Origin of the sequence: Mesorhizobium sp. ORS 3428 (assembly GCF_001854785.1) — a bacterium.
GTDB lineage: Bacteria > Pseudomonadota > Alphaproteobacteria > Rhizobiales > Rhizobiaceae > Mesorhizobium.
The window spans coordinates 333178-358699 of the sequence record NZ_MDFL01000115.1 but is presented as its reverse complement, the minus strand read 5'-3'; the positions used below and the strand labels follow the sequence as shown (position 1 = coordinate 358699).

Here is a 25522-nt window from a genome sequence, read left to right as displayed (position 1 = left end):
CGGTGTGCCCTAATCCGGACACCCGTTCAAGGGCCCGCGTTCATGGCATTGAGACAGTCACGCGGATTTGCCGCTCAGGCGGCGGCTACGACATCCGCAGAATAGCGCAGCTCGCGCAGCGGCTTCACCTTGCTGGTCGTCTCCCCGTAGATCGGATGCGACTTGTACGCAGCGAGTGCTGCTTCGTCCTCGAACTCGGCATAGACGACGACATCGATCGCATTGGAGAACAAGTCGACCTTGGTGTTGAGTGTCACCTCGAAAYGTTTCGAATGTGGGATCTTGCCCAGTTCCTGCAGGCCCGACCGCACGGCCTCGACGTCCTCCTTGCGCCGCACGCTGAAGAAAACGATGTGCCGGATCAACCCAGCCTCCCTGATCGACGGATGAGCGCGTTTTTGTGGGAGCGAGGTCGTGGCGTCAACCGGCAACGATGTCGCGCCCTGCCGTCGAGGCGGCAGCGTCAGGGCTCAGGCTGCTCCGGTGATGTAGCGCACGATGCGCGACATCTCCCTCACGGTCGAGTCCAGATACTCGCCATGGTTGTACAGGCCGTCCCAGATCAGGAAGAAGGCGATGCCGACGATCACGATTACATAGCGCATGGCTAAAACTATCGCATGTCGCCGGCTGGAACCAAAGAGCCTTCGCGGCAATCGTTCCGGATCACCATTCCACCGCAAGACCTTGCTGTCTGGCTCAACCGCGGCCTCAAAGGGCGATGCGGTATTTGCCAAATCCAGCATCGCCCTCGCCCGCCGGTTCGATCTTCAGCGACTTCACCTGATCGATGAAGTCCTTCGCCTTGGGGCCGGTCTCGAAGACGACGCTGGTGCCGGGCAGCGGCGCGAACGACCAGTTGCCGTCGGYCGACGGGTTGATCGTGCCTTGGCTGATGACGTAGCGCACGATCACGTCGCGGTTGGTATCCGGTGCCTCGTAGATGATCTTCGAGGCATTGATGTCGGGGAAGTTGCCGCCGCCGCCGGCTCGGTAATTGTTGGTGGCGACGACGAATTTCGCCACTGGGTCGATCGGTTTGCCGTCGAATTGCAGGTCGACGATACGATGGGAGCCGGCATTGGCCACGCCGCCCTTCGAATCGTATTTCGGCGGCTGCGACAGGTCGATCTTGTAGGTGACGCCATCGATGACGTCGAAATTGTAAGACGGGAAGTCGGTATTGATCAGCGGCTGGTCGGCCTTGCCGGGCTCAATCCTGTTGAAGATGCCGGCCGACATCTCCAGCCATTCCTTGACTTGCGCGCCGGTTATTTCGACCGCGCGCACCGTGTTCGGATAAAGATAAAGGTCGGCGACATTCTTGATGGCGATGTCGCCTGCCGGGACATCGGTATAGTAGTCGGCGCCGTTGCGGCCGCCGGCCTTGAAAGGCGCTGCCGCCGAAAGCAGTGGCACGTCCTTCCATTGCGTGCTCTTCAGAATGTCCTTCAGGTACCAGCTCTGCGCCTGATTGACGATCTGCACCGAGGGATCGTCGGCAACCAGGGCGAAATAGGAATAAAGGGGGGCGGATGTCTTGCCCACGGGGCGGCGGACATAGGCGAGTGTCGCCTCGTGATCCCGCTCGAGCGCCGCGATGATGCGCTTGTCGTCGCCGACCGTCGGCTTGTTCTTGTTGTCGACGCGTTCATAGATCGGCCGCGCCTCGGAGGTGGCGGATACGACCCGCCATTTCGAGCCGTYGCGCTCAAGCAACAGGTCGATCAGGCCCATATGCGAGCCCCAGAAGCCGCCCATCACGGCCGGCTTGCCCTGCAACGTGCCCTTTGCGGTGTCGACGCCTTCAAGTCCCTGGAAATCCTTCTTGCCGGGGAAGACGAGATGCTGGTGGCCGGTGAAGATCGCATCGATGCCTTCGACGCCCGCGACGAAGAAGGAGGCGTTCTCCATCAAGTCGCCCCGCTTGATGTCGATGCCGGAATGCGAGAGCGCGATGACGATGTCGGCGCCCTCCTCCTTGATCTGAGGCACCCAGGCCTTGGCCGCCTCGACGATGTCGCGCGTCTTCACATTGCCTTCGAGGTTCTTCAGATCCCAGACCATGATCTGCGGTGGCACGAAGCCGATGACGCCGATCCTGATCGGCAGTTCGGCGCCCGAGCCATCCTTGATCTTCTTATCGAGGATCACATAGGGCTTCAGATAGAGCATGTCGTCACGCGGGTTGGCGGCAAGGGCGGTGCCGCGTATCAGGTTCGCGCAGACGAACGGGAAATTGGCACCGGCCAGCACCTTGTCCATGAAGGACAGGCCGTAGTTGAATTCGTGATTGCCGAGCGTCGCGCATTCATAGCCGAGCAGGTTCATCCCCTTCATGATCGGGTGCAGGTCGCCATCCTTCATGCCCTTCTCATAGGCGACGTAGTCGCCCATCGGATTGCCCTGCAAAAGGTCGCCGTTGTCGATCAGCATCGAATTGGTGGCTTCCTTGCGCACCGCGTCGATCAGCGAAGCCGTGCGCGACAGGCCCATCGTGTCGTTCGCTTTGTCGGCGTAATAATCATAGGGCAGCAGGTTCACATGGATGTCGGTGGTCTCCATGATTCGCAGATGCGCCTGATTGGCCGCTGCACGGGCGGAGAATGGATGCAGCATGATCAGTGCCCCGGTCGCGGCGGCGCCGGCCAGGAATTCGCGGCGGGAGACGGGCAAAAGCGACATAGTTTCCTCCTCTTAGACAACGCGACAAGCCCTGCCCCTGGTGCGGAACATGCCGCCCACGGCATTTTGAGTCTACGTCTGTTGGAAGCCTGTTGATCACGACAAGGTGACGCTTCGATGAAAAAGGCGCGGCGAGCCAATCAGCCCTTTTCGTCGTTGCCCTGGGTGATCAGCCGCGCGCTGCGCTGCCCTGTGAAATAAATCCATAGCCAGCTAAGCGAGACGACGAGCCGGTTGCGGAAATCGATCAGGAAATAAATGTGCGCAATTCCCCAAAGCCACCAGGCGAGCCAGCCGGTGAGCTTGATCCAGCCGAAGTCGATCGCTGCGGCGCGCTTGCCGATCGTTGCCAGGTCGCCATCATGCCGATAGCGGAACGGACGCGGTGTCTCGTCGCCGGCGAGCCGCGCCTTAATGGTCGCGGCGACATGTCGGCCGGCCTGCTTGGCGGCGGGCGCCACTCCCGGTACCGGCTTTCCGTCCGGCCGCAACAGATGCGCCGTGTCGCCGATGACGAAGATGTCGGGGCTGCCCGGCACGGTGAGGTCGGGTTCGACCTGCACCCTGCCCGCGCGGTCGGCCGGCRCACCCAGCCATTCCGCCGCCGGTGAAGCAGCGACGCCTGCCGCCCACAGAACCGTCCTTGCCGGCAGGCGCGTGTCGCCGAAGACGACGCCCTCGGCATCCAGATGGGTGACGGCGCGGCCGAGCTCGACCGTGACGCCCAGCCGCAACAGCGCCTTCTGCGCGTAGGCCGAGAGTTCCGGCGCGAAATTGGCGAGGATTCGGTTTCCGGCCTCGATCAGCACCACGCGCGCCTGCCGCGTGTCGATGTGGCGGAATTCGCCGCGCAAGGTGTCGCGCGCGAGCTCGACGATCGTGCCGGCAAGCTCGACGCCTGTAGGCCCGCCGCCGACGATAACCAGCGTCAGCCACGCCTGACGCTTGGCGGGATCGGTCTCGCGTTCGGCCTGCTCGAAGGCAAGCAGGATGCGACGCCGGATCGTGGTCGCGTCCTCAAGGGTTTTCAGCCCAGGCGCAAATGGCTCCCAGTCGTCATGGCCGAAATAGGCATGGCGCGCGCCAGTGGCGAGCACCAGAGTGTCATAGGCAACGGCGCTGCCGTCCTCGAGCAGCACGCGTTTGCCGGCACGGTCGACGCCGGTGACGTTGCCGAGAAGGGTCGTCACGTCCTTGCGCTTGCGAAGCAGATGGCGGATCGGCCAGGCGATCTCCGAAGTCGCCAGCGAGGTGGTCGCTACCTGATAGAGCAGAGGCTGAAACAGGTGATGATTGCGCTTGTCGATCATGGTGATGCGCACCGGAGCGCCGGCCATCGCGCGGGTGAGTTCGAGGCCGCCGAACCCTGCGCCGACAACAACGACATGATGGCTGGCTTCGACCACTTTCGTCCACCTCGCCAAGCAAGCTGACCGCAAATGATGTAAGCATTTTTGTGCGCTGCAGCAATGCTGTCGCAGCTTGCTCTATTGCCCGKGAGTCGTCGTATGGTGTCGTGAATGCACATGCCGCTGCGCAGGCACAGGTATAGCGTGAAACAAAATATGACGGGAGCAAAGCATGATTGACGATCGCGACGGTGAAGGCCCGGCCCAATACGCCTCGCCGCCTTGTTTCATGCACGAACTCGACCCGTCCTATCAGATGCCGCTGACCGACTGGACCGATGTCAGGCGCTGGCGCAAGGCGGAGCGCGAAAGGTTGATCGGCGCCCGGCTTGCGGTTTCCGCCGACGCGCGTGCGGCTATGTCGGCGCGCATCGCCGAGAGCCTCGACGCCCTGATCGGCGACATTGGTGGCCGCATGGTCAGCCTCTATTGGCCGTTCCGCGGCGAGCCGGACCTGCGCGGCTGGATGGCGTCTATCAATGCTCGCGGCGGCCGCACGGCGCTTCCCGTCGTCATCGAGAAAGGACGGCCCCTGGTCTTCCGCGCCTACGCGCCGGGCGACAGGCTGGAGAAAGGTGTCTGGAACATTCCGATCCCGGCCGAAGGCGACCCAGTGCTGCCGGACATCGTGATCTCGCCGATGGTTGGCATCGATCCGGGGAACTACCGGCTGGGCTATGGCGGGGGCTTCTACGACCGAACGCTGGCCGCCACGCCGTTCCGGCCGCTGGTGATCGGCGTCGGCTACGAATTGCAGCGTATCCCCACAATCTACCCGCAACCGCACGACATCCCCATGACCACCGTGGTGACCGAGGCCGTTGGCGGCAAGTGACGGCTAAAGCATGTCTCCCGAAGGCGGGAGCCGGTTTCGGGACAAAGACATGCGCAAAAATCAAAAACCTAAAGCGCATCGARCAAATCTGAAAGATCGTGACGCGCTTTAGGCCATCTCCGGCCTCAGGCCCACCGCGGTACGATCGACGATCTCGCGCAGGGCGAAGGACGAGTTGATCTTCGTCACATGCGGCATGGCCGACAGCCATTCCTTGTGGATGCGCTCATAATCGGCGAGGTCCTTGGCCGCGATGCGCAAGATATAGTCGTATTCTCCCGACATCAGATGGCAGGAGAGCACGTTCGGGCAGCGTTTGATCGCCGCCTCGAAGTCCGACAGCGTCTTCTCGAATTGCCCTGACAGCGATATATGCACGATCGCCGTCATCTGATGCCCGAGCGCGGCATTCGAGAGCCGCGCATGGTAGCCGCGAATGGTTCCAGATTTCTCCAGATTGTCGAGCCTGCGCGAACAGGCCGACTGCGACAGCCCGACCTTCTCGGCAAGCGCCGCATTGGGTATCCGGCCATCCTTCTGCAAAGTCTCCAGAATGGCGATATCAATCCTGTCGAGCGGCATTTTTCGTGATTCCTGCGAACATTTTGGGGATTGGCGCAACGATTATCGAAGATTGCGCCCCGCCGCAAGTGCAWTCGCAAACACATACGGAACGATTCATGCTTCACTGCCGCTCACGCGTGTCGCCCAGAACCGCGCGGCGGTTTTGGGGCTGGCGACATGCTCGGAAATGACAGGGAGAGCGCCCTCTTAAGGGCGGACAGGAGAAGAAAAATGCGTGTCGGTTGCCCCAAGGAAATCAAGAATCATGAATACCGCGTCGGCCTGACGCCCGGCTCGGTCCGCGAATATGTCGCGCACGGCCACGAAGTGCTGGTCGAGACCGGCGCCGGTGYCGGCATCGGCGCCGACGACAATGCCTATCGCGCCGCCGGCGCCACGATCGCCAAGACGGCCGCGGACGTGTTCGCCAAGTCGGACATGATCGTCAAGGTCAAGGAGCCGCAGCCCAATGAATGGGTTCAGCTGCGCGAAGGCCAGATCCTCTACACCTATCTCCACCTCGCTCCGGATCCGGAGCAGACCAAGGGGCTGCTCGCTTCGGGCGTCACCGCCGTCGCCTATGAGACGGTGACCGACGATCGCGGCGGCCTGCCGCTACTTGCGCCGATGTCGGAAGTCGCCGGCCGCCTGTCGATCCAGGCCGGCGCAACCGCGCTGCAGAAGGCCAATGGCGGCCGGGGCGTGCTGCTCGGCGGCGTCCCCGGCGTGCTTCCCGGCAAGGTGACGGTGCTCGGCGGCGGCGTCGTCGGCCTGCATGCGGCGAAGATGGCCGCGGGGCTCGGCGCCGATGTCACCATCATCGACCGCTCGATCCCGCGGCTGCGCCAGCTCGACGACATTTTTGGCGGCCGCGTCCACACGCGTTACTCGACCGTCGAGGCGTTGGAGGAAGAGTGCTTCTCGGCCGACATCGTCGTCGGCGCCGTGCTGATCCCGGGCGCCGCGGCACCCAAGCTAGTCACCCGCGAAATGCTCTCCGGCATGAAGAAGGGCTCGGTGCTCGTCGACGTCGCCATCGACCAGGGCGGCTGCTTCGAGACCTCACATGCCACGACCCATGCCGAGCCGACCTATGAGGTCGACGGCGTGATCCATTACTGCGTCGCCAACATGCCTGGCGCGGTGCCGGTCACTTCGGCGCATGCGCTGAACAATGCCACCTTGCATCACGGCCTGCAGCTCGCCGACAAGGGCTTCAAGGCGCTGGTCGACGACCACCACCTGCGCAATGGCCTCAATGTCCACAAGGGCAAGATCACCAACCGCGCCGTCGCCGAAGCGCTCGGCTACGAAATGGTCGAGCCGAAGGCGGTGCTCGCTGCCTGACAGCAGCGACAAGCTTTCCTCCAGTCTGGCCCGCCGGCTCGTTCCGGCGGGCTTTTTCTTTGCTGGTGCAGTTCAAGGAAAGCGAAGCGCTGAACCGCCCAAGGAAGCCCCGCAACAAAAAAGCGGAGCCAAAGCCCCGCTTCCTCGATTGTTGCGACATGCCGCCGGTCCATCCGCGGTCGGCAATCGATCAACGGTCCCCTTTTAGCGCGGTTATACGACGGGAGTACGACAGTCAGCGATGTTCGCTGCTTCGAAAAGCGCCGGCTGCCACCAGTGCGCGTTGTGTGAAGTGCTTCACATTCGGCGTTCGAGAAAAAAGCCTAGACACGTGCGCCTGCTTGGCTCCAACGGCTTCTGTCGCAGGCTTTTTCCCAACTGCCCGCCAGACCATCGRCGGGCATCTTTTTCTGAAGCGCGTCGCGATCTTTCAGATTTGCTCCGTCCGCTTTAGCTCTTGATTTTATGCATGTTATTGTCTCCGAAACCGGTTCCCACTTTCGGGGGACATGCTTTCGCTCTCATACCCGGTCGATGCGACACTGGTAGCAATTGTTGCGCGCCGAGCGGACGTGAATGTAGGCGATGTCGTCGCGTTCGAACAATGTCGCGGCGCGGGTGGYAATGTCGCCGGTCGCGATAACGGCGCCGCTGCCATAGACGATGCGATCGTCCTTGCCGTAACCGCGCACGATGTAGTCGCTGCTCTCGAGCATCTCGGGCAGCGCATCCGCGTCCTCGGCGCGCTCGCATTCCTCGGCATGAAGGAAAATCGGCCCGGTCTCGGCGTAAGGCTGCAGCTCCGGGAACGGCCGGTAAGCGAGAATGAGATAGGCATTGCCCGCCGCAACGKTCTTCAAGCAATGCCGGCACGGCACGCCGTCGCCGTCGGAAATCCGTCGCTCGGGCGTGCGGCCGTAGGCATCGGGCCCTCCCCGCTGCAAGGCGCGCACTGCTTCGGTCGGCAAGGCTTTGAACTGGATGCTCATGGCGAAATCTCCGGTGTCGTCGACCGGAAATTATGCTCGGGCGATTTCGTCTCCCACCCGATTCCTGCCAACCGGCTCACGCGCATTCGGTACGCAAAATAGCCCGACTCCGGGCTCGCAAATCATCGTGCAGGCGCTGTGTTACCGCAGAGGAGCTATGGCCTCATCACGCTCGCCGAGCGCTCGGCGAAGGTCATCGGATGGACGGTTTCCTTTTTCTGCGCCACCGGGGTGAAGCCGAGTTTCTGGTAAAGCGGCAATGCCGCCGGATGGTCGAGCGTGCAGGTCTGCACCGTGACGCGCTTCGGACCATGCGACCATGCGGCATCGATCGCAGCGCCCAGGAACCAGCGGCCGATGCCCTGGCCGTGCGCGTGCTCCATCATGCCGAAATAGGCGAGTTCCACTTCATCCGGCAGATGCGGCTTGAGGTCGAAGAAGCCTGCGGGAGAACCGTCGAGGTAAAGCACCCTGATGTCACGATCCTCGCGATGCAGGCCGGCGGCAAGTTCCTCGTCGCTCATCCTCAGCACATTGACCCAATGCCATTTGCGTCCGACACGATCCATCAGGTAGCGATAGAAATGCAGCGGAATGTCCCTGGTCTTCAGCAGCGCGATCTGCCGGTTGTAGGGCAGCGGCGGCGAGGACGCCGGCGGCGCATGCATTTCGAGGAATGTGACCGTGACCTCAATATCCTTCGGAACACCGTTTTCCATTGCCGTCATTCCTTGCCCGTGACCACGGGCGTGTCGCTCAATCCGCCCCATTCGGTCCAAGAACCGTCGTAAAGCCTGTTGTCGGCATGGCCAAGCGTCTCCAATGCCAGCGTGATCGCCGCCGCGGTGATGCCCGATCCGCAGGACGTGACCACAGGCTTTGACAGGTCGATGCCGGCATCCTCGATCACTTTGCGCAAGCGATCCCTGGGCAGAAGCTCTCCGTTCTCGGCAAGAGCAGAGACCGGGACATTGTGAGCGCCCGGCATATGGCCGGAGCGAACGCCAGGACGCGGTTCCGGATCGGCCCCGGCAAAACGCCCCGGGGAGCGCGCATCGGCGATCTGGGCTTGTCGGCTTTCGACAATCCGACGCATCTCGTCGAGGCTGACGACACGGCTTGCGTCGAAATCGTCATAAAAGATGCAAGGCGCTATCCTGGTCTGCTCCGCCGTCACCGGCCGCCCTTCCGCCTTCCAGCGGTCGAAGCCGCCGTTCAGGATATAGACCTGGGAGGCGCCCATGACGCGGAACATCCACCAGGCGCGCGGCGCCGAAAACAGGCCCGGACCGTCATAGACGACGATAGTGTCGTCGGCCGAAACGCCCATCGAGCCGACATATTGAGCGAAGTACTGGGGCGGCGCCAAAGTGTGCGGCAGCCTGGACTCCGGGTCCGAAACGCCGTCCTGGTCGAGGAAGTGGGCGCCGGGAATATGGGCGGCGTCATATTCGGCGCGCGCGTTGCGATTCTGCGCCGGCAGGTACCAGGAGGCGTCGATGACGGTGAGCCCTGGCGTCCCGAGCCGCTTCTCGAGCCAGTCCGCGTCGACGATGAAAGGGCTATCCTCGGCCATTTTCCTGCTCCTTCCGCCTCTCGCGATGCTGCCTGTCTTTGCCAGTCAATTCGCCGGCATCGGCCCGAAGCGGATGCGGAAGCGCCGGTTCTCGCGGCCCTTCTTCTCGATCTTGCCGATGTGGATCTCGCCGACCTCGCCGGTGCTCTTCACATGGGTGCCGCCGCAAGGCTGGCTGTCGATCCACGCGTTTTCGCCGATGCAGACCAGGCGGATCTTGCCGGTGCCGAGCGGCGGCCGCACGTTCTTCGATTTCACCAGGCCTGGATTGGCGGCCAATTCCTCGTCGGTGATCAGCCGCGTGAAGATCGGATGGTCGGCGCGCACCAGTTCCATCAGCCTGGCGGTCACCTCCTCCTTGGTGAAGCCGGCATCGGGAATATCGAAATCGACGCGGCTGTCGTCCTCGGCGACCGACGCTCCGGTGATCGGGAACGGACAGACCACCGTGAGCAGATGGCAGGCGGAGTGCATGCGCATCAGAAGATGCCGCCGTTGCCAGTCTATGGCGAGATTCAACTTTTCGCCGACCGCGGGCAGCGCCTGCTCAGGCGCCGGAACGTGGATGATCTCGTCCTTGGTCTCGCCGGTGATGGTGGCTGCGATCATAATCCGGCTGCCGTCGGCGCGCTCGAACACGCCGGTGTCGCCAGGCTGTCCGCCCGACGTTGCATAGAAGATCGTGCGGTCGAGAAGGATGCCGCCCCGGTCATTGATGGCGACGACTTGCGCCTCCGCCGTCCTAAGATAGGCGTCGGCACGAAACAACGCCTCGGTCTTCTGCGCCATCAAGCCACCTTTTCGAACGGCACCGAGATGTCGGCCTTCTCTTCCATCCAGCCCGGCACCGGCAGGTTCTTGCCGCGCAGGAACTCAGGATTGAACAACTTCGACTGATAGCGTGTTCCATAGTCCGCGAGGATTGTCACAATGGTGTGGCCAGGCCCAAGCTCGCGCGCCAGCCGGATGGCGCCGGCGATGTTGATGCCGGTCGAGCCGCCGACGCACAGCCCCTCTTCCTGGATCAGGTCGAAGATGATCGGCAACGCCTCCTCGTCCGGGATCTGGAAGGAAAAGTCCGGCGTGAAGCCGTCGAGATTAGCGGTGATGCGGCCCTGGCCGATGCCTTCGGTGATCGAGCTGCCGTCGGCTTTCAGCTCGCCGCTGGTGTAGAAGCTGAAAAGGGCGGCGCCCAGCGGATCGGCAAGCGCGATCTTGACGTTTTTGCTCTTGCCCTTCAGTCCGATCGCGACGCCGGCGAGCGTGCCACCGGAGCCGACGGCCGACACGAAACCGTCGACCTTGCCGCCGGTCTGGCTCCAGATTTCTTCCGCCGTCGTGCGGATATGGCCGTCGCGGTTGGCGACGTTGTCGAACTGGTTCGCCCAGATCGCCCCATTCGGCTCCGAGCGCGCCATCTGCTCGGCAAGCCGCCCCGAAAGCTTCACATAGTTGTTGGGGTTCTTGTAGGGCACGGCCGGCACTTCGATGAGCTCGGCGCCCAGGATCCTGATCGTGTCCTTCTTCTCCTGGCTCTGCGTGTCGGGGATGACAATCACGGTCCTGTAGCCGAGCGCCTTGGCGACCAGCGTCAGGCCGATGCCCGTGTTGCCGGCGGTCCCTTCGACGATGACGCCCCCGGGTTTCAAAAGCCCACGCTGCTCGGCGTCGCGGATGATAAACAAGCCGGCACGGTCCTTGACCGACTGCCCCGGGTTCATGAATTCGGCCTTGCCCAGGATCTCGCAGCCGGTCGCGTCCGAAGCCTTGTTGAGCCGGATCAGGGGAGTGTTGCCGATCGCTTCGATCACATTACGGGGCATGGGGATTCCTTTGTGCGTGCGGCGAGACCCTAGAAACCGGAAGCCTAGGATTCAAGGCAAGATTTTGCCTGGTCCAGTCGCATTCCAAACGTTGCAATCCTCCCGATCATTTCAACGATGTGCCCAAAAGCGCTCTTTTCAACCGATTTCTTCGCCGCTAGAGCACTAGAAACATCACAGGGCTTCGAATGACACTCTACCGGGCCAACCCGAAAGACGGTGTCGCCTGGGTCACGGGCGGCAGCAGCGGCATCGGCCGTGCGCTGGCCAAGGATCTGGCAAAGCAGGGCTACAGTGTCGCCGTGACGGCGCTGCCGAGCGATCTTGTCGACACGCTGCTGGTCGAGACCGCGCAGATGCCGGGCCATGTGAAATCGTTCCCATGCGACGTGACCGACGAAGAAGGCATGGCGCGGACGGCTGCGGCGATCGAGAAGGAGATGGGGCCGATCGTGCTCGCTGTCTTCAACGCCGGCAACTATATCGCCACTCCCGGCGAGCGCCTGGTGGTACGCGATTTCCACCGGTCCTTCGCCGTCAACTATTTCGGAATCATCAACGGCCTGGTGCCCGTGGTCGAATATATGCGCGCCCGGGGGCGCGGCCACGTTGTCCTGGTCGGATCGGTCACCGCCTATTCCGGCTGGCCGACAACCGCGGCCTATGGCGGCACCAAGGCGGCAATCAATATCCTGGCGGAATCGCTGAAATACGACTTCGACAAGATGAACATCCGCATCCAGGTGATGAATYCGGGCTTCGTCGACACGCCGCTGACCGCGAAGAACACGCTGCCGATGCCCGGCCTGATGCCAGTGCATCGGGCGTCGCATCGCATGGCACGGGGCATCAGCAAGGGCGGCTTCGAAGTCACATTCCCCTATCGCATCAGCTGGCCCCTGAAGCTGCTGGCGCTGCTGCCGCGACCGGTCTGTCGCCTGGTCATCGGGCTGACCACCAAGTGGTGGGGGCGGCCATTGAATTTCGACCGTAGGCTGCCCGGCGACACGAGCGAGTCCCCGGACAAGGCGGCATAAGCGCGATTGCCTGCCGGCGAATGCGGCCATAGGTTGAGAATTGTTGCTTGGAGTCGGCGATGGGGCGACGGATCGTGCTTGCGGTACTGGCTCTCGCCGTCATCCTTGTCGCAGGTTTCTTTCTCGGCCCACGCGTGGCGGTCTCCACGACTATCCGCTTCGATCCTTCGGTGATCGGCGACGATCCGCAGGCCTATCTGGCACGCGAAGAAGCGGCCGTGCCCAACATCCGCGACGGGCTGGACAAGGAAATCATCTGGGCGAACCCGATGGTTCACGCCAAGACGAAGCTGGCGGTCGTCTATATCCATGGCTTTTCAGCCTCGAAAGGCGAGGTCCGCCCGCTGCCGGACGATGTCGCCGAAGCGTTGGATGCCAACCTCTTCTACACCCGCCTGACCGGCCATGGGCAGGATAGCGCCGCGATGGCGGAAGGCAGCGTCAACGCCTGGATCAACGACTATGAGGAGGCGCTGGCGATCGGCCGGGCGATCGGCGACAAGGTGGTCGTGATCGCGACCTCAACCGGCGGCTCGCTGGCCGCATGGGCCGCGACCCAGCCGGGCGCCTCAGACGGCGTGGCGGCCATCGCGTTCATCTCGCCGAATTTCGGCGTCAAGGCGTCGGGCGCCGAATTGCTCACCATGCCCTGGGGCAAGCAGATCGCCGAACTCGTGGGCGGCAGGGAGCGCAGCTTCAAGCCGCGCAACGCGCTGCACGAAAAATTCTGGACCACCAAATACCCGATGGCAGCGACCCTGCCGATGGCGGCGCTCACTGAACTCGCCTATGGCTCGCCGGTCGAGAAGGCGACGATCCCTGCCCTGTTCATCTTCTCGGATGCCGACAGGGTGGTGCGGCCGGACCGCACGCGCGAGATCGCCGGCCGCTGGGGCGGCCCGCACGAGCTGGTGCCGGTCGACGATACTGGCGACCCGGACAACCACGTCATTGCCGGCGACGCGCTGTCGCCGCAGACCACGGCCTTTCTTGCCCAGCGTATCGTGGTGTGGGTGAAGGCGCTGATGCAGTAGCGCGCACTCTGCGCAATAAGAAAAAGGCGGCCGAAGCACATCGCTTCAGCCGCCTTTATCTAGCTCTTGATGCGCCTCAGGCGGCGCGGTTCGCCGGTCGCTTACCGCCGAAGCGGCGCTTGTTGTTGCCCCTGAAGCGCTTGGCGCCGTCAGGCTTGCGCTCGCCATTCGGCTTGGCGGCACCCGGACGTTCGCCGCCGGGCTTGCCGGAAAACACGCTCTCGCCTGCCGGCTTCGCGCCGAAGCGCTTCTTGCCGTTGTTGCCGCTGCCGGGGCGACGGCCGTCGCGTCGGCCGCCATGATGCTCGCGGTCGTTGGCCGGCTCGAAATGACGCTCGGTCTTTTCCCTGGGATCGCGCTGCGGATCGGGACTGCCGAGGTGATCGGCAATCACCGGAAGCCGCATGCGGATGATGCGCTCGACCTGGCGCAGCTTGCCGTTTTCCGACGGATCGCAAAGCGTGATAGCAATGCCGTCCTTGCCGTTTCGGCCGGTGCGGCCGATGCGATGGACGTAGCTTTCCGCCTCGTCCGGCAGGTCGAAGTTCACGACGTGGCTGATGCCGGGCACGTCGATGCCACGAGCTGCGATATCGGTCGCCACAAGGATACGCACGGAGCCGTCGCGGAAATCATTGAGCGCCTTCTGGCGCGCGTTCTGCGACTTGTTGCCGTGGATGACGGCGGCGTTGAAGCCGTCGCGGGCAAGGTCCTTGGTGACGCGGTCGGCGCCATGTTTGGTGCGCGAGAACACGATCACCGAGCGCATCGCCTCGTCTGCCAGCATCTTCGACAGCACCTGGCGCTTCTGCTTGGTGCGGGCGAGCACGACGCTTTGCACGATTTCGGCCGCCGTCGTGCTCTGCGGCGCGACCTCGATGCGAACCGGATCCTTCAGCAGGCCCTTGGCGAGCTCCGCGATCTCGTTCGGCAGCGTGGCCGAAAACAGCGCCGTCTGGCGGTCTGGTGCGGTTGCCTTGGCAATGCGCTTGACGTCGTTGATGAAGCCCATGTCGAGCATGCGGTCGCCCTCGTCGAGCACCAGCCATTTGGTGTCGGCAAGGATGAGGTCGCCTTCACGCACGAGATCGGTCAGCCGGCCGGGCGTGGCGATCAGAATGTCGACGCCAGGCGCGATCTTCTTCACCTGGCTGTAGCGGGAGACGCCGCCCAGCACGAGCGCGGTCGAGATATGCGCGCCCTTGGCGAGCAGCTTGATGGTGTCCTCGATCTGCACGGCGAGCTCGCGCGTCGGCGCCAGGATCAGCGCGCGCGCCGTCTTCGGCCGGCGCTTGGTGCCAAGCCCGATGATCTTCGACAGGATCGGCAGGGCGAAAGCCGCCGTCTTGCCCGAACCGGTCTGGGCGATGCCGAAAATGTCGCGGCCTTCGAGCTGCGGCGGGATCGCCTGGGTCTGGATCGGCTTGGGATCGGTGAAGCCCGCGGCATTGGCGGCCTTGAGCAGCGCCCCGGTGATGCCAAGGGCGGCGAAACCGTTCTGTTCCGGTTTGTTTTCGTTGGTCAAAATAGTCTTCTTTCACGCGGCCCAAGGCCGCAAACAGCAACGGCGGCAGGGCGCAACCTGCCGTCGAAAAATTGTCAGGAAACGACAAGGCGGCGGACAAAGTGTCCGCGCGGCTGCGCTGTCGTGCCCGCGAGCCTCATGCTCCGGGGCTTTTTCGCCACCTTGTCGACTGCCGGATGGAGGGCCGACGTGCCGTAAAGAGGGAAAACAGACGCAACCCGTCTCATGCATGGAGAAAGCCGGACAGTTCCAGCCCAAGCGCCTATGCCGGCGCATATGGCCGAGTCCGACGCGAAATGCAAGAGCTATGTTGCAGCGCAACAAACCGGCGGCGAAAACCGCCGCTTGCGCTTGGCTGCCCTCGCGGCTACCACAAATCACTTTTCCTTTTAGGGGACAGTGATGAAGGACGTGCTAAAGGAACTCGAGCGCCGCCGTGAGATCGCCCGCATGGGCGGCGGCAAGGAGCGGATCGAGGCCCAGCACAAGAAGGGCAAGCTCACTGCCCGCGAGCGCATCGAGGTGTTCCTCGACGAGGGTTCGTTCGAGGAATTCGACATGTATGTCGAGCACCGCTCGACCGATTTCGGCATGGAGAAGACCAAGATCGCCGGCGACGGCGTCGTCACCGGCTGGGGCACCGTCAACGGCCGTCCCGTCTACCTCTTCGCCAAGGATTTCACCGTCTTCGGCGGTTCGCTGTCGGAGGCGCATGCCGAAAAGGTGGTCAAGGTGCAGGAGATGGCGCTGCGCAACCGCGCACCAATTATCGGTCTCTACGACGCGGGCGGCGCGCGCATCCAGGAAGGCGTGGCCGCGCTCGGCGGCTATGCCGAGATCTTCCAGCGCAATGTGCTCGCCTCCGGCGTCATCCCGCAGATTTCGCTGATCATGGGCCCTTGCGCTGGCGGCGACGTCTATTCGCCCGCCATGACCGATTTCATCTTCATGGTGCGTGACACCTCCTACATGTTCGTTACCGGCCCCGACGTCGTGAAGACGGTGACCAACGAGACGGTGACGGCCGAGAGTCTCGGCGGCGCCACGGTGCACACGACCAGATCCTCCATCGCCGACGGCGCCTATGACAACGACGTCGAGGCGCTGCTGCAGATGCGCCGGCTGATCGATCTTCTGCCGGCTTCCAACAYGGCCGAGATTCCAGAGATCGAATGCTACCAGTCGGTGACGGATCACGACATGTCGCTCGACCGGCTGATCCCGGACAATGCCAACAAGCCTTACGACATCAAGGAACTGATCCTCAAAACCTGTGATGAAGGCGACTTCTTCGAAATCCAGGCGAGTTTCGCCAAAAACATCGTCACCGGCTTCGGCCGCGTCGACGGCCGGACCGTCGGCTTCGTCGCCAACCAACCGATGGTGCTGGCCGGCGTGCTGGATTCCGACGCCAGCCGCAAGGCGGCGCGTTTCGTGCGCTTCTGCGACTGCTTCTCGATCCCGATCGTCACCTTCGTCGACGTTCCGGGCTTCCTGCCCGGTACCGCGCAGGAATATGGCGGGCTGATCAAGCACGGCGCGAAGCTGCTGTTCGCCTATGCCGAGGCGACCGTGCCGAAGATCACCGTGATCACCCGCAAGGCCTATGGCGGCGCCTATGACGTCATGGCGTCGAAACACCTGCGCGGCGACATGAACTATGCCTGGCCGACGGCGCAGATAGCGGTGATGGGCGCCAGAGGCGCGGTCGAGATCATCTATCGCAAGGACATCGGCAACGCGGAAAAGATCGCAGCCCACACAAAGGCTTACGAGGATCGCTTCCTGTCGCCTTTCGTCGCCGCCGAGCGCGGCTATGTCGACGAAGTGATCATGCCGCACTCGACGCGCCGTCGCGTGGCACGGGCACTGCGCATGCTCCGCAACAAGGACATGCAGAACCCCTGGAAGAAGCACGACAACATCCCGCTCTAAGGGCGGAGGCTCACGCATCGAAAAGGTAATCGCCTGTTGCGCCCCATCCTCGTCTTCTGCCTGCCCGCAATCGGCGATTTCGTCCGCTGCCATTCAGCGATCCAGATCATCGCGGGCAAGTTTCCCGGGCAGCCGATCGATGTCATCACCTCGCCGATTGCGGCGCCGCTGGCGGGGCTGATGCCGCATGTCCGGAAAGCCTGGATAATGGAGCGGCGTTGGACGCTCCGCCTTGGAGAGCGGGTCCGTCTGGCGCGAGAACTCCGCAAGGAGAACTACCAGGCAGCCTATCTTCTGACGAGCAGCACCAAGGCTGCGCTGGTGCCCTGGCTGGCCGGCATTCCCGAACGCATCGGCTATCCGCGGGAATTGCAGTTCGGCATCGTCAACCATTTGCCTGCCCACTGGTGGCGGGAGATGGTTGCCTTCGGCCCGCGCAAGACACGGCTCTTCGAACAGGTCTGCGCCATCGCCTTTAAAGGCGAGAAACCGGCCGAGGGCACGAAGCTGCCGGCGCCGCGCCTGCTGGTTTCGGCCGACGCGCTGGCGAACTGGCGCCTACGGCACGGCGTCGATCCGGCGAGGCCGGTGCTTGCGCTCTACACCTCCGAAGTCGCGGACACGCGTTCGTGGCCGGTGGATCGCTTCCTCTCGGTCGCCCGCGAGCGCGTCGGACGCGGCTGGTCGGTGTGGCTCGTCGGCGGACCGCGCGAACGCGACACCGCAGCCCAGATCCGCGCCCAACTGCCCGAAGCGGTGGACTTCACCTCGACGCCGGACATCGCCGAGGCCATGTGCCAGGTCGCGGCTTCGACGGTGTTTCTGGGCGTCGACGGCGGCATATCTCACTCCGCCGCCGCCGTTGGCGTGCCCTGCGTGCTGGTTTTCGGATCAAACCGGTCCTATCCGCATGGGCCGGTGAACGAGCAGGTGACGTTTCTCGAGCCGCCGATTTCCGAGCCGAGCTGGGTGGAAGACACCCGAGCAATCTCCGAGGAAAGGGTTCTGGACGCACTGGCAGCGGCGGTCGGAAAGTACGCGCCTCACTTCGCCTGAGGCAGCGCCATCCGGCTTTCCATCAGGCCGCGCAACACCGGCAGCATTGCCAGCGGCAAATCCTCGGCGATCAGTCCCGGGCCGAACCGGCTGCCGGCCTCGGCATGGATCCAGACAGCAGCGCAGGCCGCGTCGAAGGCCGGCATGCCCTGCGCCAGCAGCCCTGCGATGATGCCTGCCAGGACATCGCCAGAACCTGCGGTGGCAAGCCAGGGGGCGCCGTTGCTGTTGATCGCGGCCCGGCCATCCGGTGCTGCGATCACGCTATCGGCGCCTTTGTAGACGATCACGGCATTGGCGCGCTGCGCGGCCGCGCGCGCCTTGGCCGGCTTGGAAAGCGCCTTGTCGTCCGCGATATCCGGGAACAGCCGCCCGAACTCACCCGCATGCGGCGTCATCACCAATGCCGGCGCACCCGCCTCGCCGGCAGCCTGGAAAAGCGCATCGGGCTCGTCGCGAAACGAGGTGATGCCGTCGGCGTCGAGCACCAGTCCTTCAGTGCCCGTGTCCTGCCTTTGCCCGTCAAGCAGCGCCAGCACGAAGTCGCGTGCCTTTTCACCCACGCCGAATCCCGGACCGAGCACAAAGGACGAGGGGYGGCGATCGGTGAGAAACGCGCCGAGATCGGCGACCGTCTCGGCCTTGCGCAGCATGATCGAGGTCAGATGCGCGGCATTCACCTGCATTGCGTTCGCCGGCGAAAGCACCGTCACCGCCCCTGCCCCGCTTCTCGCGGCCGCCAGCGCCGCCAGCCGAGCGGCACCTGTCGCCGAAGGTCCGCCGGAAAAGACGTTTGCATGGCCACGCTTGTATTTATGCGTATCGACGGCTGGAACCGGGAAGGTCGACTGCCAAAGTGGCGGGCCGTTGTCGAATGTTTGCGGCGCAATCCGCGCGATGATCCCGTCGCCGATGCCGATATCTGCCACCACTGTCTCGCCGCACATTTCGCGCCCCGGCTGCAGCAGATGCCCCGGCTTCTTTCGCGCGAAGGTGACGGTTGTGACCGCGCGAAATGCACTGCCGAGAATGGCCCCGCTCTCGCCGGAAACGCCGGAAGGCAGGTCTATGGCGACGACCGGCAAGACGAGATCCGTCACGACCTGGACCGCCCTGGCCGCGTCGCCCGACAGCGGCTTGGAAAGCCCCGCCCCATAAAGTGYGTCGACGACGAGCGAACCGGGCTCGGCGGCGAAGGCGGACAGCGGCCGGCGCTCGAGCGGGCAGTCGGCCGCTGCGAGCGCGGCATCGCTGCCCGCACGCGGCTCGCCCGATACCCACAACGCGACGTCGACGCCACTCTCCTCRAGCAGGCGTGCCACGACATAACCGTCGCCGCCATTGTCGCCGGGGCCGCATAACACGTGCACCGGTCGGACTGTCGGGTAACGCGCCAGTACCACGGAAGCGGCCGCCTCGCCGGCGCGGCGCATCAGCCCGTAATCGTCAAGCGGGCCTTCCGCGATCGTCAGCCGGTCGGCCTCGGCCATCTCGGCCGGGGAAAGAAGTTCATTGCGCATGGGATTGCCGATCTTCATGCAATCAAGCATTGTCCGATTTGCGGTTCGAAGCAAACGGCGACGGCCGAATACCACCCAAAAGCGGTGGCATCTGGAGGGGATCTGCCTGCAGATTGCGCTTTCTGCCCAACTTTTGGGCAGACGGATGGAGGAGCGATGTATACGCTTTGGGCGTCGATGACRCATCCAATGCAGCGGACGGCGCGAATTTGCGTCAGGGTGCGGCATGGCATCTGAATCGCCCCATRCCGCCTCCAACCTGCGGGAACTGRCACGCTTCGTGCTTGATGGAGGCGCAAGCGGGGCACACAACCCCTCTCTTTGGCAGTGGAGGCCACTTTCTACATGAAAAAGATCGAAGCGATCATCAAGCCATTCAAGCTGGACGAAGTGAAGGAAGCGCTTCAAGAGGCCGGGCTCCAGGGCATCACCGTCACCGAGGCCAAGGGCTTCGGCCGCCAGAAGGGCCATACCGAACTCTATCGCGGCGCCGAAYATGTCGTCGATTTCCTGCCCAAGGTGAAGATCGAAGTGGTGCTTGGCGACGATGCCGTCGAAGGCGCCATCGAAGCCATCCGTAAGGCGGCGCAGACCGGCCGCATCGGCGACGGCAAGATCTTCGTCTCCAACATCGAGGAAGTCGTCCGCATCCGCACCGGCGAGACCGGCCTGGACGCCGTCTGACCTTCAGATTCCAGCCTCTTTCAAGACGTCTTCACACAGGGAAGAAATGACATGACGACAGCCAAAGACATCATGAAGCAGATCAAGGACAACGACGTGAAATTCGTCGACCTTCGCTTCACAGATCCGCGAGGCAAGCTGCAGCATGTGACGATGGATGTCGCCGAGGTCGAGGAGGACATGTTCGCCGACGGCGTCATGTTCGACGGCTCCTCCATCGCCGGCTGGAAGGCGATCAACGAGTCCGACATGGTGCTGATGCCGGACACCGATACGGTCCATATGGATCCGTTCTTCGCCCAGTCGACCATGGTCATCCTGTGCGACATTCTCGATCCGATCTCGGGCGAGGCCTACAACCGCGACCCGCGCGGCACCGCCAAGAAGGCCGAGGCCTACATGAAGTCGGAAGGCATCGGCGACACGGTCTATGTCGGCCCGGAAGCCGAATTCTTCGTGTTCGACGACGTTAAGTACAAGGCCGATCCGTACAACACCGGTTTCCGGCTGGACTCGACCGAACTGCCATCCAATGACGACACAGACTACGAGACCGGCAACCTCGGCCACCGCCCGCGCATCAAGGGCGGCTATTTCCCTGTGCCGCCGGTCGATTCCTGCCAGGACATGCGCTCGGAGATGCTGACCGTGCTCGCCGAGATGGGCGTGCGCGTCGAGAAGCATCACCACGAGGTCGCCGCCGCCCAGCACGAGCTCGGCATCAAGTTCGACACTCTGGTGCGCAACGCCGACAAGATGCTGATCTACAAGTATGTCGTGCACCAGGTCGCCAACGCCTATGGCAAGACGGCAACCTTCATGCCGAAGCCGGTGTTCGGCGACAACGGCTCGGGCATGCATGTCCACCAGTCGATCTGGAAGAACGGCAAGCCGACCTTCGCAGGCAACGAATATGCCGGCCTGTCGGAGACCTGCCTGTTCTACATCGGCGGCATCATCAAGCACGCCAAGGCGATCAACGCCTTCACCAACCCGCTCACCAACTCCTATAAGCGTCTGGTGCCGGGTTATGAGGCGCCGGTGCTGCTCGCCTATTCGGCGCGCAACCGCTCGGCTTCCTGCCGCATTCCATTCGGCTCGTCGCCGAAGTCGAAGCGCGTCGAGGTCCGCTTCCCCGATCCGGGCGCGAACCCCTATCTCGGCTTCGCCGCCATGCTGATGGCCGGCCTCGACGGCATCAAGAACAAGATCCATCCTGGACAGCCGATGGACAAGGATCTCTACGACCTGCCGCCGAAGGAACTGAAGAGGATCCCGACCGTCTCCGGGTCGCTGCGCGAAGCGCTGCAGAACCTCGACAAGGACCGCGGCTTCCTGAAGGCCGGCGGCGTTTTCGACGACGACCAGATCGACAGCTATATCGAGCTGAAGATGGCAGAAGTCATGCGCTTCGAAATGACCCCGCACCCGGTCGAGTACGACATGTACTATTCGGTCTAAACGACTGATCGAGCAGAAAATTCAGCCCTTGGAAGGTTGTCCTTCCAAGGGTTTTTCATTTGCGTAGCGTCAGCCTGGCGTCGCCCGAACGGGCCTCTCCGGCGGTCCGCCAGCGCGCACAAAAAAGCCCCGGCGGAAAAACGTCGGGGCTTTCTTGCCATCATCGGTATCCGGCACGGGCCGCAGCCCGCGCCGTAATCCGGTCAGGCGGCGGCCGAAACCTTCGCGTCGGTCGGGACCTGCGAGATCGTCTTCAGGACCTGCGAGGCGATCTGGTAGGGGTCGCCCTGCGAATTCGGGCGGCGGTCTTCCAGATAGCCCTTGTAGTCATTCTTGATGAAGGAGTGCGGAACGCGGATCGAGGCGCCGCGGTCGGCAACGCCGTAGGAGAACTTGTTCCACGGCGCGGTCTCATGCTTGCCGGTCAAGCGCTTGTCGTTGTCCGGACCGTAGACGGCGATGTGCTCCATCAGGTTCTTTTCGAACTGCGCCATCAGCGCCTCGAAATAGGCCTTGCCGCCGACTTCGCGCATGTACTTGGTCGAGAAGTTGCAGTGCATGCCCGAGCCGTTCCAGTCGGTGTCGCCGAGYGGCTTGCAGTGGAACTCGATGTCGATGCCGTATTTCTCGGTCAGGCGCAGCAGCAGGTAGCGCGCCATCCAGATCTGGTCGGCGGCCTTCTTGGAGCCCTTGCYGAAAATCTGGAACTCCCACTGGCCCTTGGCCACCTCGGCATTGATGCCTTCATGGTTGATGCCGGCCGCAAGGCAGAGGTCGAGATGCTCCTCGACAACCTGGCGCGCGACGTCGCCGACATTCTTGTAGCCGACGCCGGTGTAGTACGGGCCCTGCGGCGCCGGATAGCCGCTCTCGGGGAAGCCGAGCGGACGGCCGTCCTTGTAGAAGAAATACTCCTGCTCGAAGCCGAACCAGGCGTCCTCGTCGTCGAGGATGGTCGCGCGGCTGTTCGACGGGTGCGGCGTGACGCCGTCCGGCATCATGACTTCGCACATGACCAGAACGCCGTTGGTGCGGGCCGGATCCGGGTAGACCGCCACCGGCTTCAGCACGCAGTCGGAACTGCGGCCTTCGGCCTGGTTCGTCGAGGAGCCGTCAAAGCCCCACAGCGGCAGCTGCTCAAGGGTCGGGAACTCGGCAAACTCCTTGATCTGGGTCTTGCCGCGCAGATTGGGGGTCGGGGTGTAGCCGTCGAGCCAAATATACTCGAGCTTGTATTTGGTCATTCCAGTGCCTCTCGTTGCTTGGACGCCGCGCCTTGGTGGGCATCAACGCATGGCCGGACCGAGCCGGCCTGCCGGTCATCAAAAATGCAATTCGTGTGCCACTCCGCCAGCCCAGGGTGCGGCAAAATGGCCATGGCCAAGCGTTGATTTTGTTGAGCCGTCTCAGCAATGCGCGGCAATCATTCAGATGCAGCTTCTGCACAAATAATCGGCAAATACTGATCTTTTTGTGAGCATATTGCCTAAATGAATCGCAGAACCTATCTTGAAAGAAAGTTGAATCGGAAAGCTCCTGGAGAAGAAGGGAGACCGCCAATGGAAGTCACCACGTCCCGTCCGTCGGCAAAGATTCTGATGTTCCCGCTTGCGGGCCGAGTGCCTGCCTCAAATTTAGGCGCAAAGGCCAAATTCGCGGCAGAGCTTGCCTCGCTGCGAATTACGCATGCCGATTTCGACGGCTGGTACCATGAGGCGGCGATCGAGGAAGAAAACCAGCAGCGCAAGAGCTAGCTTTACTCTTCTCCCAGTTCGTAATGAAGAAGCCCGGCGCGATCGCTCGCGCCGGGCTTTTCATTTGCAGAGGATCCAATCGTCTTACTGCTTGGCCTGCAGGTTGGTGCCGAGCGTGTCCCTGACGAAAATCAGGCCGATGATGAGCGACATCGCGGCAATCAGCACCGGGTACCAGAGGCCGTAATAGATATCGCCCTTATAGGCGCTCAGCGCGAACACCGTCGCCGGCAGCAGGCCGCCGAACCAGCCATTGCCGATGTGATAGGGCAGCGACATGCCGGTGTAGCGGATCCGGGTCGGGAACATTTCCACCAGGATCGCGGCGATCGGGCCGTAGACCATGGTGACGAACACCACCAGGATGAAGAGGATGCCGATGGTCATCGGCCAGTTAATGGCAGCCGGATCGGCAAACATGGCGAAGGGACCGCCACCCGGGATGTTGTAGACAGTGATCTCGGGCGCGCCCGCGGCCTCCTCGGTGGTCAGCAGCTTGTCCTTGACGGCCTGTTCGGTCGGAACGGTTGCCTTCTCGCCGCCGCGGATCGCGGCCGCATCGAGCTTCAGCTCCCGATTGGCCGCGATGAACGCGTCGAGCTTCTGGTCGGCCACCTTGATCGCGGCGCGCTTCAGCGGATAGCCGCCATCCTGCAAGGATATGTTGACTGCCTTCTGGAAGGCGGCCTCCTTGGCCTTGGCCTGATCGCCGGCGGCAACAGCATCGTAGGATTGCACCGTCTCGTTGCCGACCTTGACGGTGGCCGCCGTTCCAGGCGCGGCGGTCGCCACGACGTCATAGGGCACCGAGTTCTTGGTCAGGAACGAGGTCGCGATATCGCAGGAGGTCGTGAATTTCGCCGTGCCGACCGGGTTGAACTGGAACTTGCAGTCGCCAGGCGCTGCCGTCACCGTCGCGCGTGTGCTTTGCTGTGCGGTGGCGAGGGYCGGGTTGGCGGCCCAGGTCAGCGCCTTGAACAGCGGGAAGGTGCAGACAATGCCAAGCGCAAGCCCGGCCATGATGATCGGCTTGCGGCCGATCTTGTCGGACAGCCAGCCGAACACGACGAAGAAGATAGAGCCGACCGCAAGCGCGATCGCAATCATGATGTTGACCGATTGCGCGTCGACCTTCAGCACGTTCTGCAGGAAGAACAGCGCATAGAACTGGCCATTGTACCAGATGACGGCTTGGCCGGCGGTGAGGCCAAGGAGGGCGAGCAGCGCAATCTTGGCGTTCTTCCACTGGCCGAAGGCTTCAGACAGAGGCGCCTTGGAGCCCTTGCCCTCCTCCTTCATGCGCTGGAACGTCGGCGATTCCGAGAGCGACAGCCGGATCCAGATCGAGATGGCGAGCAGCAGGAAGGAGACGATGAAGGGAATGCGCCAGCCCCAGGAGGCGTAGGTTTCCTTGCTGAGCGATCCCTGGACGATCAGGATGACGATCAGCGACAGGAACAGGCCGAGCGTCGCGGTCGTCTGGATCCAGGAGGTGTAATAGCCGCGGCGATCGTCGGGCGCGTGCTCGGCGACATAGGTCGCGGCACCGCCATACTCACCGCCGAGCGCCAGGCCCTGCAGCATGCGCAGCCCAATCAGGATCACGGGTGCCGCAATGCCCAGGCTCGCATAGCCGGGCAGCAGGCCGACCAGGAAAGTCGACAGGCCCATGATCGTCATGGTGACGAGGAAGGTGTATTTGCGGCCGACGAGGTCGCCGATACGGCCGAACACCAGCGCGCCGAACGGACGGACCAGGAAGCCGGCGGCAAAGGCCAGCAGCGCGAAGATGTTGCGCGTCGCTTCGGGAATGGTCGGGCTGAAGAAGGTCGCGCCGATGAAGGCGGCCAGCGAGCCGTAAAGATAGAAATCGTACCATTCGAAAACGGTGCCGAGCGAAGAGGCGAAGATGACCTTCTTCTCCTCCCGCGTCATGCCGCGGCTGGTTCCGCCGGCGGTCGTAGCCATTGCCATTGATGTGTCCTCCCGTGGGTCCCGTCTGTCTTCGACGGCTGCGCGCCACCGCCCACTCCTCCGAGCGCGGACTCAAAAAACGCAGCCAACGAAGAAAAAATGACAGAAAGCGCCGGCGAAAGGCACCGCGACGATGGGATTATGACTTTCGTATAAGATGCAATGCGAAAGTGGAGCGCGACACTTGAAGTGGCCCATCTTTGGGCAAGTCAGTTTTACGCAATTCCGGAGGGAAACCGCTGCGCCCTTTCCTGGTATTGCTCTAAAGCGCGTCGCGATCTTTCAGATTCGCTCCAAGCGCTTCAGGTTTTTGA

23 protein-coding genes are annotated in these 25522 nt (G+C 63.0%); 9 read left to right on the top strand and 14 right to left on the bottom strand.

The window, feature by feature from the left end:
* Positions 1-74 precede the first annotated feature (74 nt).
* The 4 genes from ORS3428_RS14905 to ORS3428_RS14895 form a co-directional block, all read right to left on the bottom strand.
* Complete coding sequence (locus ORS3428_RS14905) at positions 75-365, bottom strand: Dabb family protein (RefSeq protein ID WP_071098940.1); 291 nt, start codon at positions 363-365, stop codon at positions 75-77.
* Positions 366-470: 105 nt separating this feature from the next.
* Positions 471-605 carry a hypothetical protein gene (locus tag ORS3428_RS34220; protein ID WP_274534807.1) on the bottom strand — a complete coding sequence of 45 codons (135 nt, stop codon included), beginning with the start codon at positions 603-605 and terminating at the stop codon, positions 471-473.
* A 106-nt stretch (positions 606-711) separates the two neighbouring features.
* Positions 712-2685 carry a bifunctional 2',3'-cyclic-nucleotide 2'-phosphodiesterase/3'-nucleotidase gene (locus ORS3428_RS14900; protein WP_071098937.1) on the bottom strand — a complete coding sequence of 658 codons (1974 nt, stop codon included), beginning with the start codon at positions 2683-2685 and terminating at the stop codon, positions 712-714.
* A 140-nt stretch (positions 2686-2825) separates the two neighbouring features.
* The gene (locus ORS3428_RS14895) at positions 2826-4091 is read right to left on the bottom strand and encodes an NAD(P)/FAD-dependent oxidoreductase (protein ID WP_071098935.1); all 1266 of its coding nucleotides are present in this window, start codon (positions 4089-4091) and stop codon (positions 2826-2828) included.
* Between the two features lie 175 nt (positions 4092-4266).
* On the opposite strand from ORS3428_RS14895, the gene ORS3428_RS14890 reads away from it, so the two are divergent.
* Complete coding sequence (locus ORS3428_RS14890; protein WP_108723066.1) at positions 4267-4929, top strand: 5-formyltetrahydrofolate cyclo-ligase; 663 nt, start codon at positions 4267-4269, stop codon at positions 4927-4929.
* 108 nt (positions 4930-5037) lie between these two features.
* Here the strand turns inward: ORS3428_RS14890 and ORS3428_RS14885 are convergent, their stop codons facing one another.
* Complete coding sequence (locus ORS3428_RS14885) at positions 5038-5511, bottom strand: Lrp/AsnC family transcriptional regulator (RefSeq protein WP_059188527.1); 474 nt, start codon at positions 5509-5511, stop codon at positions 5038-5040.
* Between the two features lie 213 nt (positions 5512-5724).
* Here ORS3428_RS14885 and ald point away from each other — a divergent pair, with 213 nt between their 5' ends.
* On the top strand, positions 5725-6840 hold the full coding sequence (gene ald / locus ORS3428_RS14880) for an alanine dehydrogenase (protein ID WP_071098933.1): 1116 nt from the start codon (positions 5725-5727) through the stop codon (positions 6838-6840).
* Positions 6841-7361: 521 nt separating this feature from the next.
* Here the strand turns inward: ald and ORS3428_RS14875 are convergent.
* The 5 genes from ORS3428_RS14875 to ORS3428_RS14855 form a co-directional block, all read right to left on the bottom strand.
* On the bottom strand, positions 7362-7829 hold the full coding sequence (locus tag ORS3428_RS14875) for a DUF1203 domain-containing protein (protein ID WP_071098931.1): 468 nt from the start codon (positions 7827-7829) through the stop codon (positions 7362-7364).
* A gap of 155 nt (positions 7830-7984) precedes the next feature.
* Positions 7985-8548, bottom strand: a complete 564-nt coding sequence (locus ORS3428_RS14870) for a GNAT family N-acetyltransferase (RefSeq protein ID WP_071099276.1) — start codon at positions 8546-8548, stop codon at positions 7985-7987.
* Positions 8549-8553: 5 nt separating this feature from the next.
* A complete protein-coding gene (gene sseA, locus ORS3428_RS14865) occupies positions 8554-9405 on the bottom strand; it encodes a 3-mercaptopyruvate sulfurtransferase (protein ID WP_071098929.1) in 852 nt (283 codons plus the stop codon).
* 45 nt (positions 9406-9450) lie between these two features.
* Positions 9451-10194, bottom strand: a complete 744-nt coding sequence (locus ORS3428_RS14860) for an alanyl-tRNA editing protein (protein ID WP_071098927.1) — start codon at positions 10192-10194, stop codon at positions 9451-9453.
* Complete coding sequence (locus ORS3428_RS14855; protein ID WP_071098925.1) at positions 10194-11228, bottom strand: cysteine synthase A; 1035 nt, start codon at positions 11226-11228, stop codon at positions 10194-10196. Before ORS3428_RS14855 ends, ORS3428_RS14860 begins: the two co-directional genes overlap by 1 nt.
* Before the next feature lie 188 nt (positions 11229-11416).
* Between ORS3428_RS14855 and ORS3428_RS14850 the strand changes: the two genes are divergently transcribed.
* Positions 11417-12265, top strand: coding sequence for an SDR family oxidoreductase (locus ORS3428_RS14850; RefSeq protein WP_071098923.1), 849 nt, complete (start codon positions 11417-11419; stop codon positions 12263-12265).
* A gap of 59 nt (positions 12266-12324) precedes the next feature.
* Positions 12325-13299 (top strand): alpha/beta hydrolase, encoded by a 975-nt coding sequence (locus ORS3428_RS14845; protein WP_071098920.1) that lies wholly within the window; start codon positions 12325-12327, stop codon positions 13297-13299.
* A 76-nt stretch (positions 13300-13375) separates the two neighbouring features.
* Here ORS3428_RS14845 and ORS3428_RS14840 read toward each other — a convergent pair whose 3' ends face one another.
* Positions 13376-14824, bottom strand: coding sequence for a DEAD/DEAH box helicase (locus ORS3428_RS14840; protein WP_071098918.1), 1449 nt, complete (start codon positions 14822-14824; stop codon positions 13376-13378).
* Between the two features lie 402 nt (positions 14825-15226).
* On the opposite strand from ORS3428_RS14840, the gene ORS3428_RS14835 reads away from it, so the two are divergent.
* Both ORS3428_RS14835 and waaF read left to right on the top strand, forming a co-directional pair.
* The gene (locus tag ORS3428_RS14835; protein WP_071098915.1) at positions 15227-16759 is read left to right on the top strand and encodes an acyl-CoA carboxylase subunit beta; all 1533 of its coding nucleotides are present in this window, start codon (positions 15227-15229) and stop codon (positions 16757-16759) included.
* Positions 16760-16795: 36 nt separating this feature from the next.
* Positions 16796-17815 (top strand): lipopolysaccharide heptosyltransferase II, encoded by a 1020-nt coding sequence (waaF, locus tag ORS3428_RS14830; RefSeq protein WP_071098913.1) that lies wholly within the window; start codon positions 16796-16798, stop codon positions 17813-17815.
* Here the strand turns inward: waaF and ORS3428_RS14825 are convergent.
* The gene (locus ORS3428_RS14825; RefSeq protein WP_071099275.1) at positions 17803-19335 is read right to left on the bottom strand and encodes a bifunctional ADP-dependent NAD(P)H-hydrate dehydratase/NAD(P)H-hydrate epimerase; all 1533 of its coding nucleotides are present in this window, start codon (positions 19333-19335) and stop codon (positions 17803-17805) included. The two genes, waaF and ORS3428_RS14825, sit on opposite strands and share 13 nt — an antisense overlap.
* A 345-nt stretch (positions 19336-19680) precedes the next feature.
* Between ORS3428_RS14825 and ORS3428_RS14820 the strand changes: the two genes are divergently transcribed.
* Positions 19681-20019, top strand: a complete 339-nt coding sequence (locus ORS3428_RS14820) for a P-II family nitrogen regulator (RefSeq protein WP_071099274.1) — start codon at positions 19681-19683, stop codon at positions 20017-20019.
* A gap of 51 nt (positions 20020-20070) precedes the next feature.
* On the top strand, positions 20071-21480 hold the full coding sequence (glnA, locus tag ORS3428_RS14815; protein ID WP_071098911.1) for a type I glutamate--ammonia ligase: 1410 nt from the start codon (positions 20071-20073) through the stop codon (positions 21478-21480).
* A 203-nt stretch (positions 21481-21683) separates the two neighbouring features.
* Here the strand turns inward: glnA and ORS3428_RS14810 are convergent, their stop codons facing one another.
* Entirely contained in the window at positions 21684-22724 is a 1041-nt protein-coding gene (locus ORS3428_RS14810) for a glutamine synthetase beta-grasp domain-containing protein (protein ID WP_071098909.1), read from the bottom strand.
* A 246-nt stretch (positions 22725-22970) separates the two neighbouring features.
* Here ORS3428_RS14810 and ORS3428_RS14805 point away from each other — a divergent pair, with 246 nt between their 5' ends.
* Positions 22971-23234 carry a DUF2735 domain-containing protein gene (locus ORS3428_RS14805; protein ID WP_244507962.1) on the top strand — a complete coding sequence of 88 codons (264 nt, stop codon included), beginning with the start codon at positions 22971-22973 and terminating at the stop codon, positions 23232-23234.
* An 84-nt stretch (positions 23235-23318) separates the two neighbouring features.
* On the opposite strand, the gene ORS3428_RS14800 is transcribed toward ORS3428_RS14805, so the two are convergent.
* Positions 23319-25208: an MFS transporter gene (locus tag ORS3428_RS14800; RefSeq protein ID WP_071098904.1), complete on the bottom strand. Its 1890-nt coding sequence runs from the start codon at positions 25206-25208 to the stop codon at positions 23319-23321.
* Between the last annotated feature and the right edge of the window lie 314 nt (positions 25209-25522).